Genomic DNA, 14,261 nt, shown 5'->3' with positions numbered 1-14,261 from the left:
GTACTGGGTGTATTCGACATTCTCCAGGTAGTACCAGCCCGGCGACCCGTGCGGAATGCCGACCGTTGCCGAATCCATGATCTCGGAACGCACCTGATACTGGACATTGAACACGCCGACTGGCGTCTTCCCGTCTCGCCCCGCAGCGATGATCGCGACATACGTCGGCGTATTGCCGCTGTAGGCAACCGCATAAAACTGGCTGAGGTTCACGTCCACCCAGTGCCCACTGAATGTCTGCGGCGGCGCATTGAGGACCAGCGGCGACACGTAGACCGCTGGCACGTAGCCATAGTTGTCGGTCAGGTACCAGGCGTCACTGCCCTCACGAACATCACCCTTGACAACCGCGTGAATCGGGATCGGCCGACGATTGTAGACGACGTCCATCGCCGGCGCGTCGGCGCGCGGCGCTGTACGGATCGAGACGGCGTCGGTTGACACTCGTGCCCACCACATGCCGGTTCCGTTGCGGAACGCATTGGCGATCTGCGGGTTGAATACGCCCGCGTCATAGATGAGCGCGTCGGCCGGCTGCGCGACCGGAGTCGTCGGGATCTTCAACTCCTTGGCGTAGTCGTTGCCAAGCAGCCCCAGCAGTACCTCGTACTGCGTTCCAGCAAATTCCGGGTGCCACTCAAAACGCGCGCGCTCGAAGTACTGGACAGTGAAGCCGTCTTCCTGAAACTCTTCCGAAATCGGAAATCCGAACTGCCACAGGCCGCCGTTCTGATCCCAGTAATTCTTGAAGGAGTACGCCAACGAGTGCATTGTTTCGGGGAAGATGACGCGATCCGGGTTGTCACTCGTCGAGCCTGCGGGCAGCGGCGTGAACGCAGGATTGTTGCGATTCTTGCCGTAGCGCTGCTCAGCCAGCCAGGTGCCCAGCAGCGTTCCCTGCACTTCCCACTTCGTGCCGGCGTTCTCTGGCCAGACCTCAAGGCGCGATCGCTCGAAGTACTGGACTGTTCGGCCCTTCTCCTGCACCGGCTCAGAGATCGGATAGCCGATGATCATCAAGCCGGTATCCATCCAGGAGGTCAGCAGAGAGCCGGAGAGCGTGTGACTGGTCGGCGGGAAATACGCCTTCGCCGCCATTCCCTGCGCAGTGACTGGAAGCTGCGCTGGAGTGTCCTCGGCTGCTGCAGATTGTGGTGTCACAACACCGGCAAAAACCGTGAAAACGATCATCGCCGCCACGGCGAATCTCGCGAACGCGCGATACGGAAGTGCTGCCCGCACGAACTACCCCCAAAGTTCCAACGCTACCTGCCGTGCCGCAAGTAGCCCGCGAACGTACCTACTGTCATAACGCCCGAGAGGCACACTCGTTCCATCGATGACAACCCGCATCGAGGGAGCCGCTAGAATTGATCTCGGACTCGCTGGGTGGCGCGCGATGGCGCGGTCACATCATGCTCAAAGGGATGGTACATGCAGAGGCTATCAACGGGCGAGGCATCAACCGGTATTCAGCGCGAGGAGATTCTCGCGGCTGTTGCTGAAACACTCGGCCTCTTCCTCATCTTCGTTGTCGCAATCACGACCCGCGATCTGACCGGGGACTGGGCCAAGACAGTCCTGAAGGCGCTCACCTGGATTGTTGGGCTGGCGGGCGCTGGCTATGGAGCGATGACTATCTGGCGCGGCATCTCGCACCCAAGCGGTCGTGTTGCACGCTGCGCTATCGGCGCGGCCATGGCCTTCATGGGCATCTACTCGATTGTCCACGTGATGTCGTAATCGGGCGCTTGCCGCCGCCAGCCGTTCTCTGCGAGGCACTGCGTGCCAGCGGGCTTCGTCGTTGAGTGACCAAACCATGACGTCATTGAAGATGGATCGCTCCGCGATAAATCAAGGGTTGCGCAATTCAGCTCGGTCGCGTATTGTCGCCATTCATCAATCAACGACGCAATCCGGTACTCACGCTGGTGAGGCTGGTGATCGGAACGAGGTACCCATTTAGTGACGGTTGATCGAGCCAGCTCGTCAGCACACGCCATCACCGACACAGCCGGACCCGCCCCAGCGACGACACGCAACGAACCTGTGCCGCCCCTGAAGGATCCTGCTCTCGACAACGTTGCTTCCTGGAAGAAGCCGTTCCTGGCGCTTGACCAGGAGGGCTTTCGTAACCTCTGGCTGGGCATGCTGCCCGGCACCATGGCCATGCAAATGGGCATGATCACAACTGGCTATGTCGCGTTCGACATCTCCGGCTCGGCGGCTTCGGTCGGGTTCGTTTCACTTGGCTCCGGCATTCCAATGTTGTTGCTCGGCCTTGTGGGCGGTGTCGTTGCCGACCGATTCCCGAAACGCAATGTCTTGCTGCTCACACAGACACTCATCGGCGTTGCCGCCGTCCTCAACGCAATTCTCGTCCTGACCGGTGTCGTTCAGATCTGGCATCTCATGGCAGTCGCAGCCATTCAAGGCACCGGATTCGCTTTCAACATGCCCTCGCGGCAGGCATTCATCGGCCAGCTCGTCAGCCGCGACCGGCTGATGAACGCTGTCGCGCTGAACAACGCCGGCATGAACTTCTGTCGTGTCATCGGGCCGTCAATCGCCGGCGCGCTCATCGCTGTGCCGTTCATCGGTGCTGGGGGCGTCTATGTCATCATGGCGGCGATGTACGGCTACGTCGTCATCAGCCTGCTTCGCATCAACGATCGCGGCGTGCCGCTCGGTACGCAGCGTCCGCCGCCAATAGATTCGCTCCGCGAGGGTCTGCGATACATCCGCGGCAATGGCGTCGTCTCGACGCTGCTGACGCTGGCGTTTGTGCCGGTGCTTCTCGGTATGCCGTACCAGCAACTGATGCCAGTCTTCGCCGAAGATGTCTTCAACGTCGGGCCAAGCGCACTCGGCCTGCTGCTCACGTTCAATGGCATCGGCGCGCTTGCCGGCTCGCTGACGATCGCGGGGTTGACGGCATTCCAGCGCAAGGGTCTGCTTCAGATGGGTCTGGGCATCGCGTTCGGTCTCTCATTGGCTGTCTTCGCCTTCAGCGAGTCGTTTCACATCGGGCTCGGGACACTCCTGATCATCGGCTTCGTTTCGTCCGGGTATCAAGCGCTGAACAGCACGCTGGTCATGAACAACTGCGATCCTGCCTATCATGGTCGGGTGATGAGCGTCTACATGCTCACGTTCTCGGCAATGCCGCTTGCAGTTGTTCCGTATGGCGCGCTCTCGGATGCCTTCACCGCGCCACTCACGATCGGTATCGGCGCGCTCCTGCTGGCAGCGATCATCGCTGTCGTCGGCATCGTGCATCCGTCGTATCGCTTCATTCGCTGATCCGCCAGTGTCCGCGAACCCAATGCGCGTGACTGGTGTATATGAAGCAGATGAAGATCGTTGACGAGCAGCCGACGGACGAAACGGCGCTCCTTGAGCGCGCAAAATCTGGCGATGTCGCGGCGTGGGAAGAGATCGTGCGCCGCTATCAGGACGTCGTGCTCCGCACCGCCTGGCTGATCACCGGTTCGCGCGCCGATGCCGACGATGCCGCGCAGGAAGCATTCATCAAAGCCTGGCTTGCAATTGACCGCTTCCGCTCCGGTAGCCCGTTTCGCCCATGGATCTTGCGCATCGCCGGGAACGAAGCGCGCAATCGACGTCGCAGCGATTCGCGGCGCGAGCGCCTCGCCTCGCGAGTCAACCGCGCGACATTAACCGTCACGACAGAGCCATCCGCTGAAGACATCGCCGTCGCGCAGGACACGAGGCGCGTCGTGCTGGCCGCAGTAGACGACTTGAACGACGACGAACGCCTCGTCGTCGTGTGCCGCTACATGCTCGGCCTGTCTGAGGCGGAAACAGCCGAGCTCGCCGGTTGTCCGAAGGGCACGGTAAAGTCGCGACTGTCGCGCGCGCTCAGGCGGCTACGGGAGCAGATGACTTCGCCGGACGGCCGAGACTCTTTGGAGAGCACGCATGACGCAGTGGTCAACCGCCATGAACGCTGACGCCGACCTTGAGCAGATCCTTCGTGATCTTGGCGATCAGATCGAGTGGCCAGATGCCACACATATTTCCGAAGTTGTCGGGCGTGAGATTGCCATGCACCGCCATCCACGGCGCTCCCGCTGGCAGCCACGGCGTCTGGCCGTCGCCGCATTGCTCGTCTTCGCGATCGCACTCGGTGGAATCGCGGCATGGCCGTCAGCACGAGAGACAGTGGCCGACCGCCTCGGTGTACCTGGCATCGAGATCTCGCGTGAGTCGCAGCGCGCCCCGGCCGGCAGCACGTTGCAGCTTGGCGAGCACGTGATGCTCGGCGACGCGCAGGAACGCGCCGGCTTTGCCATTTCGGCCCCGCCGCAATCGCTTGGTACGCCAGATGTATACGTGCTGAGTCCTGACTGGGGTACGCAGGTGAGTTTCGCATTTCACCCAACAGCAACACTCCCCGAGGTCGGCGACAGCGGCGTTGGGTTACTCATCAGCGAACTGCAGGGCTCAACGACTGACAGCTTCATCCGCAAGTTCCTGGACGAGGGGACGACGATGGAGGTTGTGGAGGTACGGGGCGAAGTCGGGTACTGGATCGCCGGCAGTCCGCATGCGTTTGTCTACACCGCGCCGGACGGCTCATTCCATCAGGAGGACATGCGGCTGGCGGGCAATGTGCTGCTCTGGACCGCCGGGGATGTCACCTACCGCATCGAGTCGATGCTGCCGCGCGATGCAGTCATACAGATCGCGCAGCAACTCGGACCAGTAGGCGACGAGTCAGGCAATCATCCGACGGAACGCGAGAAGCGCTCGATCGCATCGGTGAGTTCCGTCAGGACGACCTCGGTGTCCTTTTCATCGGCGTTCACGACACAGCCGCGTATGTGATCCTCCAGAACCAGCATGCCAACGGCGCGTGAGGCAGCAATGATCGAGGAGATCTGCGTCAACACGTCGACGCAATACTTATCCTCTTCGATCATGCGCTGAACACCGCGCACCTGGCCCTCCATCCTGCGCAATCGGGCGAGGATCTTGGCTTTGTCGGCAGCATACGAGGCGTGATGATCGTGCTCGCTTGCCTGCTCAACTTCCGGGTTCTCGTCAGGTGGAATCAGTTTCATTGACATAGTTCTCAGCCTTTCGCTGCCGTGATTATACCCCCAAGGGGTATCCGTTGCCATTCAGACCCGAAGAGCGGCTAGAATCGGAGTAGCGGCAAAGTGGCCGCACACGTTTCATATAGGAAATGGTAGGACACAATGACACAACGCGAGATTCTCCGGTCGGACAAGCTGCCGGTTCCGACGAGCCCGTATTCGGTGGCGACGATCTGGGGCAACCTGCTTTTCACTTCTGGCCAGGTTGCCGACGATACGTCGCTCGACACGGCGGGGCAGACGCAGCAGATCATGGAAAAGCTCATGCTGATTATGGAAGAAGCCGGCACGAGCATCGATAACGCGTTGAAGGCGACCTGCTTCCTGTCCGACATCAACGACTTCCAGGAGTTCAATGCGGTCTACCGCAGCTACCTGAGCGAGGACAAGCCGGCCCGCTCGACGATCGAGGCCAAGCTGGCCAATCCGTCGATGCGCGTCGAGATCGAAATGATTGTCGGTATCCCGTCCAAGGACTGACGATCGCCCGCCACCAGTGAGCGTCATCATTCGGGTGCAAACGATTGAGCCCAGGCGATATGCCTGGGCTCAATGCATCGAACGAAATTGTCCTTACGCTTCTGCGAGACGTCGGAGCACCATCGGCAGGATACCGCCGTGGCGGTAGTACTCCCACTCGATCTCGGTGTCGATTCGCACGGTTGCGTCGAAGGTGATCGCGGTTCCGTCACCGCGTCGTGCCGTGACTGAGAGCGACTGTCCGGGGCGCAGCCCGGCGGCGATGCCAGGGATGTCGAACACCTCGGTGCCATCCAGTCCGAGCGACTGGCGGCTGTCACCCGCCTTGAACTGCAGCGGCAAGATGCCCATCATCACCAGATTGCTCCGGTGAATGCGCTCATACGACTCTGCGATGACGGCACGGATGCCGAGCAGCTGCGGACCCTTCGCAGCCCAGTCCCGCGAAGAGCCAGAGCCATACTCCTTGCCAGCCACGACGATCAACGGAGTGCCATCCTGCTGGTACATGTGCGCGGCATCGTAGACCGCCATCTCCTCGCCGGTCGGCAGATACTTGGTCCACCAGCCTTCCTTGCCGGGGACGAGCTCGTTGCGCAAGCGGACGTTCGCGAACGTGCCGCGCATCATCACTTCGTGGTTGCCGCGGCGAGCGCCATACGAGTTGAAGTCGAACAGCCCAACATCGTTCAGGATCAGATACTCACCTGCCGGGCTCTTCGGGTTGATCGAGCCAGCCGGCGAAATGTGGTCGGTCGTGATCGAGTCGCCGAGCTGGAGCAGCACGCGCGCGTTCTGGATGTCCTGCGTGGGCGACGGCTCCATTTGCAGGTTGTCGAAGTACGGTGGCTCCTGGATGTAGGTTGACTCGTTATCCCACGCGTACAACTCTCCTGAAGGAACTTCGAGCGAACGCCATGCTTCGTCGCCGTCAAAGACGTGCGCGTAGTTACGTGCGAACACGTCCGAAGTCACCGCCGATTCCACGGCGTCGCGTACCTCGGTCTGGCTCGGCCAGATGTCGCGCAGGAAGACTGGGGTACCATCCGAGCCAATGCCAAGCGGCTGGGTCGTGAGATCAATATCGACCGTGCCGGCCAGCGCGTACGCGACAACAAGCGGTGGCGATGCGAGGAAGCTTGCGCGCACCTGCGGGTGGATGCGACCTTCGAAGTTGCGGTTGCCGCTCAGGACTGACGCAACGACGAGATCGTTTTCGTCGACCTGCTGCGCGACTTCCGGCACCAACGGGCCACTGTTGCCGATGCAGGTCGTGCACCCGTAGCCAACGATGTAGAACCCGAGCTTCTCAAGATACTCAGTCAGCCCGGCATTGTCGTAGTAGTCGGCGACAGCGCGCGAGCCCGGAGCGAGGCTGGTCTTGACCGAATGGGCGACGCTCAGTCCGCGTTCGACCGCCTTCTTGGCAACCAGTCCGGCGGCCAGCATGACCGACGGATTGGAAGTGTTGGTGCAGCTCGTGATCGCGGCGATGACGACCGAACCATGTCGCACGTCGGTGCCGTTCGCGTCCTGCGGAATCTGCACGGTCTCGGACGGGCTGGCGACGACGCCCTCGGCGGGTGACTCCACACCCGGCGCTCGCTGGCGAGTGGACGGCCTGCCGAGCGCCATTGAATCTGCGTCTTCACCGCCCGGATTCTCATCCTGGGCCGGCAGTGGATCGCTGGCAGGGAACGAATCAGCGACGGCAGCAGTGGCCGCGATCTCGCTGGCGTCTTCGTGATCAACGGTTCGCTTGGCGACCATCTGGTTACCGAACGCTTCGCGCAGCGCGTCGCTCAGCCCGGCGATCGAGACGCGATCCTGCGGCCGGCGCGGTCCGGCCAGGCTCGGCTCAACAGTTGCCAGATCGAGCTCCAGCACCTCGTCGAAGACCGGCTCCGGCGAGTCGTCGGTGCGGAACATCCCCTGCGCCCTGGTGTAGCGCTCGACCAGATCGACAAGCTCCTCGGGTCGACCGGTCATACGCATGTAGCGCAGCGTCTCATCATCAACCGGGAACAGGCCACAGGTCGCGCCGTATTCGGGCGACATGTTGCCGATCGTCGCGCGGTCGGCCAGCGGCAGCTTGGAAAGGCCAGTGCCGAAATACTCGACAAAGCGTCCAACGACACCATGCTTGCGCAGCATCTGCGTGATTGTCAGCACCAGGTCGGTCGCGGTCGCGCCTTCAGGAAGCTCACCGACGAGCCGGACTCCGACGACGCTCGGTGGCAGCATGAAAATCGGCTGCCCCAGCATCGCGCCCTCGGCCTCAATGCCACCGACACCCCAGGCAAGCACGCCGAGGCCATTGACCATCGGGGTGTGCGAGTCGGTGCCGACGCAGGTGTCCGGGAACGCCACTATCTCGCCATCGATCTCGCGTGCCTGGACGACACGAGACAGGTATTCGAGGTTCACCTGGTGGCAGATGCCGGTGCCCGGCGGGACGATGCGCAAGCCGTCGAATGACTGCGCCGCCCAGCGCAGGACAGCGTAGCGTTCCTTATTGCGCTTGTACTCGTATTCAACGTTGCGCTCGAAGGCCAGCGTCGAGCCGAACGCATCGACGGTGACGGAGTGATCGATCACCAGGTCTGCAGGCAGCAACGGGTTAACCTTGGAAGGATCTCCGCCCAGCCTCGCCATCGCGGACCGCATCGCGGCCAGATCAACGACAGCCGGAACGCCTGTGTAGTCCTGCAGGAGAACTCGCGCGGGAAGGAAAGGCAACTCGCCGTCACCGCGATTGCCAGGCTTCCAGCTCGCCAGAGACTGCACGTCGCTCTCGTCGAAGCTTTCCGTCCCGCAGTTGCGCAGGACGTTCTCAAGCAGGATCTTGACGGTCAGCGGGAGTCGAGCGATATCGCCAAACTCACTCAGCGCGTCGAGCCGGTAGTACTGCAGCGTTCCGCCCGAATACTCAAGCGTGGCGCGTGCGTTGAATGGGTCATGTCGTTCAGCCATGTGTATCAGCTCCTCACCGGCTCAGTTTGCTCGTGCCCCGCTGGGCGCGTCACCTCAACTTCTTCCGAGCCCCTGTCACTATACATAACTGCATTTGTGGACAGGCGAATTCCCCTACGGCTATGGTACTACGGACCAGACCAGTTATGGCTGACTGGCCCGTCAGTCCTATTGTCACAAGCATCCGTGAGTCAGGAGGAACCGACGTGAGCGAACTCGATCAACAGATGATGCGACAAGCATTCGATGTGGCCCGCGCAGCCGCGAGCCACGGGAACCGCCCGTTCGGCGCGCTGCTCGTCGATGCAGAGGGGCAGATCCTCTTCACCGGTGAGAACACCGTTGCAGACGACGGCGACGTGACTGGCCATGCCGAGACGCACGTCGTGCGGCTCGCGACCCGCGCGCTCGACCCGGAGACACTGTCGACCTGCACGATGTACGCCAGCACTGAACCGTGCCCGATGTGCTCGGCTGCGATCTTCATGGCCAACATCCGCCGGGTCGTGTTCGGCATCAACGCCGAACGCTTACGGGCCGAGCGGGGTGACGGGAGCGCGCCATCACTCCAGCTGTCGTGTGCCGAAGTGATGGCGCGCGGGTCTCATCCCGTCGAGGTCACCGGCCCGTTCCTGGAGGACGAAGCCCTGGCCGTCCATCAGGGTGCGTGATTACGCGCCGAAGGTGATCTGCTCCGGTTCGCCCTGTCCGCCGCGAGCAATGGCGTTGAACAGGAATCGATAGCTGCCGCGCGACTGGCCACGGAACTGTGGCCGGAATCCGAACAGGATCGCGCGGCCTTCGCCGACTGCCACCTCGGCCAGCGCACCCTTGCCGGCCAGCTTGTCTGCCCCGAGGATCCAGCCGCTCAGGTTGGGTTCGTACTCGGGATAGCGCGCCACCAGCCGCGCCTCGTCGCCCCGCGTGCCGGTGAACACCGGACTCTTGATGAAGAGCGCGACTTCCTGCCGCTTCATGCCCCAGCCAAGCGGGTGGTTCGTATCCACCAGGATGCGAAGCAACGATCCGGGGCAGTAGAACTCCTCGTTGCTCAGCCCCTCGACCACGTTGCGCACCGGAGGATGGATGTGGTGCATGACAAAGCGCGAGGCAGCGTCGAGCGCGACGAGCGTGCCGCCTTGCTCGGCGAACGCAGCAAGTGCATCCGCGCCGACCCTTCCCAGTCCGCCGACATACTCCGGCGGATACGGCTCCTGATACTGGTTCTTCTCGGGATTGCCCTCGAACATGTCCTTCGCCGACTGCTCCGGCAGGAGGATCACGTCGAAGCGCTCCGACAGCCCGCCCTGACGAATGTCCGCGTTGTGCAGCGTTTCGTAGGGGATGCCGTAGTCATCGAAAATCCAGCGCAGCCAGCCCTCATCGATCGATGGCTTCCAGGACTGGTAGATGCCCAGCCTCGGTAGCGACTGCCGCACTACCTGCACCTCGATCGGCGTGTCAATGCCAACGAGATCGACACCCGTCTCGCGTGCCACGGCTTCGACGTACGCCTGTTCAACGTCGCGAACGAGGTAGGTGCCCGCCGCCAACCTGCCATGACGCTCGATCAGGCGATAGACACTGGCGCTATTGGCCAGCAGCCGATACAGCGCGCGCACCGATCCGTTGCGCTTCGCCGAGAAGTGCCAACCGTACTGCCCCTGCCCAGAAACCTGCCCTTCGGGAGCGCGGACATCGGACGGCTCAAGTGCAACCTCAAACTGCGCATCGACCTGGACCGCCTGCACACCCATCTGCAGCGGCAACGTGTGACCGGCGATGTCATAGGGCGGCAGCGGAGGGCCATCGGGCCAGCGCCGCAGGTCGGGATAGCTCTGCATCTCCAGCAGCGTCTTGACGAAGTTTCCGGCCGGTTGCGCCAAGCGAATGACGGTCGTGCCTGCGGGATAGCGAACGCCGTCTGCGGCGAAGTCCGCAGTCGCCTGCTCAATCTCGACGTCGCCACGACGCAGCGTCTCAAGCAGGTCGTAAGCTGCACCGGGATCGTGCTGCTCGGCCGGAACGAGGAACGCGTAAGGCCCGTTCTCACGCTCGACCATTCGTCGCATGATCCCGGCGTAGTTGCGCAGCCACTGCCGCCGGTTTCGCGCCGCGTGCTCCAGGAAGGCGAGGGCGGCTAGCTTGTCGTACTCAACAATGTCGCGCAGCGTCCATTCGCCGCCCTTCCACGGCAGCGGATGATTCCATGTGCGCACCTTCGGATCGAACCCACCTTCAGCCTTCAGCTTGTCTTCGGGCACGTCCACCGGTGTCGCCAACCGACAGCTAGCGGCCTCAGAGAGGATATCGACGCTGCCGTGGTAGTTGCCGTAGGCGAGCGATGGCGAGTAGTTGTCGAAGATGATGTTCGTCCCAACACCACTCTTGCCGGCCGCCGTCAGGCGCGTGGCGATGGCCGTGCCGAGATCGCCAAAGCCCTGCTGGATGACCGGGTCCTGGTTCGGGTCGAGCGGATCGATAAATGGTGGCACCATGAAGCGTGCGCCATCGCGACCCATCTGGTGCATGTCGAAGACGAGTTGTGGCCGCTCGCGATTGTGGAGGTCGGCGTACAGGCGCGATTCCACCTGAGTCAGCATGAACCAGTCACGATTGTTGTCGTGGCCGACGTAGTGGTGATAGAGCCACGGCATCGACTGGCCTTCGTACTCCGTGCCGAGCCACTGCCGATACCACTCGACGATCATCTGGTGCCCGTCCGGGTTGTGTGAGGGGATGATGACCGTGATGACGTTGTCCAGCACTTCAAGACTGTCCGGGTCGTCGGCTGCCGCCAGATCGCTGGCCAGCTCCAGGGTCATGAGCGCCGCGCCGATTTCGTTGGAGTGCTGGGTGCAGAGCAGAAACGCCGTCACCTTGCCGGACTCAACCAACGATTCGTCGTCACCCGCATCGCGTCCGCGCGGGTCATACAGTTGGTTCAGCGTGCCGCGTAGCTCGTCACGGCGCGCCAGGTTCTCGGCAGCCGAGACGTAGACCGCGATGTACGGTCGCCCCTGCGTGGACTCGCCCAGCCGCTCGACAACGATGCGATCCGACGCCGCCGCCAACTGTTCGAAGAAATCAACGATCTCGCCCCAGTCCGGCAGTCGTCGCGGGGTTCCCATCTGATATCCCAACACCGACTCCGGTGTCGGCATCTGCACTCCGTCGCTCACGCGCAATCCTTCCGTGCCAGTCCTCAGTGTTTGCACGGCGATGATACTCGCGATCTGGTTGCGACAATCAACTGGGTAGCGAGTAGGATGGGCGCACTGAGTTACCAATCATGAAAGCAGGAACACATGGCGCACTATTTCGCGTACTGCACATTGCTGGATCGCGACGAGATGGGGAAGTTCTGCCCGACCGCGACGCCCGGCGAGACCGGCAGCGTTTCCGGCTGGCGAGTCACATTCGCGGCGCACAATCTCGGCGGCAGCAACGGCGGCTGCCACCTGATCGAGGCGGCCGACCACACGATCTACGGTCTGCTATACGAACTGGACGACGCGACGCTCGCCCAGCTCGACAGCATCTCCGGGGTCGATCAGGGGATGTATAAGCAGATACCGGTGCAAGTGACAACCAGCAGCGGCGAGTCCGTGTCGGCGATTACCTATCTGATTCCAAACTCGCAAGGCGACTTTCAGCCATCGGCAAACTACGTCCGCCCAATCCTCAAGGGCGCAACCAACTGCGATCTCCCTGCGGAATATCAGGCTGAGATCACCGCACTTGTCGAAAGGTCAGTTGCGCGCTAGCCAGTCGCAGCGCTGCTACGATACCTCGACATCGTGCGCGCCGCTCTCGGTGACACCGGCTGCGGTGATCTGTACAAACTCGGCACGCTCCCAGAGTTCCGGAATCGTTGCCGCGCCTGCGTAACTAAGGCCGGAGCGCAGGCCACCAACGAGCTGATAGACGACATCGGCCACCGGGCCACGCGCCGGCACGATCGCTTCAACGCCCTCCGGCACAACCTCGAGCCAGTCGGTGTCGTCGACCTCGTCGCCGCGCTCGACCCGCTGTCGATCGACGTTGGCGGTCAGCGAAGCCATGCCGCGCACGATCTTGTAGCGCCTTCCCCGGCGGACAACCGGCGCCCCGGGGGCCTCGTCGGTGCCAGCCAGCAGGCTACCGAGCATGACCGTGCTTGCCCCCGCAGCCAACGCTTTGGTGATGTCGCCGGAGGTACGAATACCACCATCGGCAATGATCGGCACGTTCAACTCACGACCGACGTCGCCGCACTCGGCGACAGCGGTGAGCTGCGGCACGCCAAATCCGGTCGCGATGCGCGTGATGCAGATCGAGCCGGCACCGACGCCGATCTTTACGGCGTCGGCCCCGGCTGCAACCATGTCGCGCACGCCGTCACCACTCGCCACGTTTCCGCCCACGACATCAACATCAGGGAAACGCTTCTTCAGCGCAGTCACCATGTCGAGTGCCGCATCGGAGTGCCCGTGGGCAATATCGACCACCAGCACGTCAGCACCGGCCTCGACACACAATGCCGCACGCTCAATATCCGTCGGACGCACGCCAATCGCTGCGCCGACGCGTAAGCGACCCAGCTCGTCCTTGGTCGCATCCGGCTGATCGTCGAGCTTACGAATGTCCTGCGCCGTGACCAGGCCGTGCAACCGGCCCTGTTCATCAACAAGCGGCAGCTTCTCAATACGGGCGGAGCGCAGAGCCTTGCGCGCGTCATCGAGCGATGACATCGGAGATCCCGTAACGAGTCGATCGCGCGGTGTCATCACTGCGGTAACGGGCAGATCGGACTGCTCCTCAAAGAGGAGATCGCGTGCGGTCACGACGCCGAGGATTTCGTCAGCCGGCCCGGAGACGATCAACCCGCCGATGTTGTACTCGGCGAGCATCCGTCGAGCAGCCGAGATTGTGGCGTCGGGGGTAATGCGCTGAGGCTCGACAACGACGTATCCCTCGGACCGCTTCACCTGTTCGATCTCTGCGGCCTGACGTTCCGGCGTCATGAAGCGGTGGATGATGCCGATGCCGCCGATCTTGGCCAGCGCAATCGCCATCCGCGCTTCCGTGACGGTGTCCATATTAGATGACACGATCGGCAGTACGAGGCTGATGCGCTTTGTGAGCTGCGTCGTTGTCGAGACCGCCCGACGCGACCGGATTCCCGACCGCTTCGGAACAAGCAGAACATCATCAAAGGTCAAAGCTGGTTCGCTACGAATGTGCATGTACCCCCCAACGTGCAGTCGAATGTGACATGGCCTACCGTTATTTCGGCGAATTTTCGGGATCGGGCAGCCGGTCGACGGCCTCGTCAATCGACTCGGATATGCGACGAGTGTACTCGCCAAGCGTGTCAGCGCCTTCCGCCGGCCAGAGGTGTTCCGGGATGTCGTCGTCATCGTCCCCACTGCCGGCTGCCGCCTCATCGAGCATCCATTGTGGAAGATCATCGTTCGAGACCTGTGCATCATCTGGCAGGTCACCATCCGGCGCACGATCCTCGGCCCGCTCCATCAGCGGTTCGATGTCTTTGCGGCGAATATCTCGGCGCGGCGTGTTTGTGTCGTTGTTCATCCGATGTGCTCCTGATTCGTGCTCACGTCATCGGGATGAGCAGCGCACATTTCGTACCAAATTTGGTGGCCAGAATCTGGCGGAACGGGAATCAACGAGGATGTGCGC

13 protein-coding genes are annotated in these 14,261 nt (G+C 62.2%); 7 read left to right on the top strand and 6 right to left on the bottom strand.

Going from position 1 to position 14,261, the window contains the following annotated elements; all coding sequences use genetic code 11:
- The coding region (locus tag M9890_00790; protein MCO5175508.1) for a L,D-transpeptidase at positions 1-1,242 on the bottom strand (1,242 nt) is incomplete at its 3' end.
- Positions 1,243-1,434: 192 nt separating this feature from the next.
- Between M9890_00790 and M9890_00785 the strand changes: the two genes are divergently transcribed.
- The 4 genes from M9890_00785 (at position 1,435) to M9890_00770 (ending at position 4,851) form a co-directional block, all read left to right on the top strand.
- Positions 1,435-1,743 carry a hypothetical protein gene (locus M9890_00785; GenBank protein ID MCO5175507.1) on the top strand — a complete coding sequence of 103 codons (309 nt, stop codon included), beginning with the start codon at positions 1,435-1,437 and terminating at the stop codon, positions 1,741-1,743.
- Between the two features lie 222 nt (positions 1,744-1,965).
- Positions 1,966-3,303: an MFS transporter gene (locus M9890_00780; GenBank protein ID MCO5175506.1), complete on the top strand. Its 1,338-nt coding sequence runs from the start codon at positions 1,966-1,968 to the stop codon at positions 3,301-3,303.
- 50 nt (positions 3,304-3,353) lie between these two features.
- Entirely contained in the window at positions 3,354-3,974 is a 621-nt protein-coding gene (locus tag M9890_00775; GenBank protein ID MCO5175505.1) for an RNA polymerase sigma factor, read from the top strand.
- Positions 3,943-4,851, top strand: coding sequence for a hypothetical protein (locus M9890_00770; GenBank protein MCO5175504.1), 909 nt, complete (start codon positions 3,943-3,945; stop codon positions 4,849-4,851). Before M9890_00775 ends, M9890_00770 begins: the two co-directional genes overlap by 32 nt.
- Here the strand turns inward: M9890_00770 and M9890_00765 are convergent.
- On the bottom strand, positions 4,749-5,087 hold the full coding sequence (locus M9890_00765) for a metal-sensitive transcriptional regulator (protein ID MCO5175503.1): 339 nt from the start codon (positions 5,085-5,087) through the stop codon (positions 4,749-4,751). The two genes, M9890_00770 and M9890_00765, sit on opposite strands and share 103 nt — an antisense overlap.
- A gap of 138 nt (positions 5,088-5,225) precedes the next feature.
- On the opposite strand from M9890_00765, the gene M9890_00760 reads away from it, so the two are divergent.
- Complete coding sequence (locus M9890_00760) at positions 5,226-5,603, top strand: RidA family protein (protein ID MCO5175502.1); 378 nt, start codon at positions 5,226-5,228, stop codon at positions 5,601-5,603.
- 93 nt (positions 5,604-5,696) lie between these two features.
- On the opposite strand, the gene M9890_00755 is transcribed toward M9890_00760, so the two are convergent.
- Positions 5,697-8,576, bottom strand: coding sequence for an aconitate hydratase (locus tag M9890_00755; GenBank protein MCO5175501.1), 2,880 nt, complete (start codon positions 8,574-8,576; stop codon positions 5,697-5,699).
- Positions 8,577-8,782: 206 nt separating this feature from the next.
- Between M9890_00755 and M9890_00750 the strand changes: the two genes are divergently transcribed.
- Positions 8,783-9,247 carry a nucleoside deaminase gene (locus M9890_00750; GenBank protein MCO5175500.1) on the top strand — a complete coding sequence of 155 codons (465 nt, stop codon included), beginning with the start codon at positions 8,783-8,785 and terminating at the stop codon, positions 9,245-9,247.
- Here M9890_00750 and M9890_00745 read toward each other — a convergent pair whose 3' ends face one another.
- Positions 9,248-11,758 carry a M14 family metallopeptidase gene (locus tag M9890_00745; GenBank protein MCO5175499.1) on the bottom strand — a complete coding sequence of 837 codons (2,511 nt, stop codon included), beginning with the start codon at positions 11,756-11,758 and terminating at the stop codon, positions 9,248-9,250.
- 126 nt (positions 11,759-11,884) lie between these two features.
- Here M9890_00745 and M9890_00740 point away from each other — a divergent pair, with 126 nt between their 5' ends.
- Positions 11,885-12,343, top strand: coding sequence for a gamma-glutamylcyclotransferase (locus M9890_00740; protein ID MCO5175498.1), 459 nt, complete (start codon positions 11,885-11,887; stop codon positions 12,341-12,343).
- 15 nt (positions 12,344-12,358) lie between these two features.
- On the opposite strand, the gene guaB is transcribed toward M9890_00740, so the two are convergent.
- On the bottom strand, positions 12,359-13,804 hold the full coding sequence (gene guaB / locus M9890_00735) for an IMP dehydrogenase (GenBank protein MCO5175497.1): 1,446 nt from the start codon (positions 13,802-13,804) through the stop codon (positions 12,359-12,361).
- Positions 13,805-13,844: 40 nt separating this feature from the next.
- On the bottom strand, positions 13,845-14,153 hold the full coding sequence (locus M9890_00730; GenBank protein ID MCO5175496.1) for a hypothetical protein: 309 nt from the start codon (positions 14,151-14,153) through the stop codon (positions 13,845-13,847).
- Positions 14,154-14,261: the final 108 nt, after the last annotated feature.

This window comes from Thermomicrobiales bacterium (genome assembly GCA_023954495.1).
In the GTDB taxonomy this organism is placed as follows: Bacteria; Chloroflexota; Chloroflexia; order Thermomicrobiales; family CFX8; genus JAMLIA01.
Note: the sequence above shows the minus strand (reverse complement) of the source record. Positions and strands in the feature narration are given on the sequence as shown.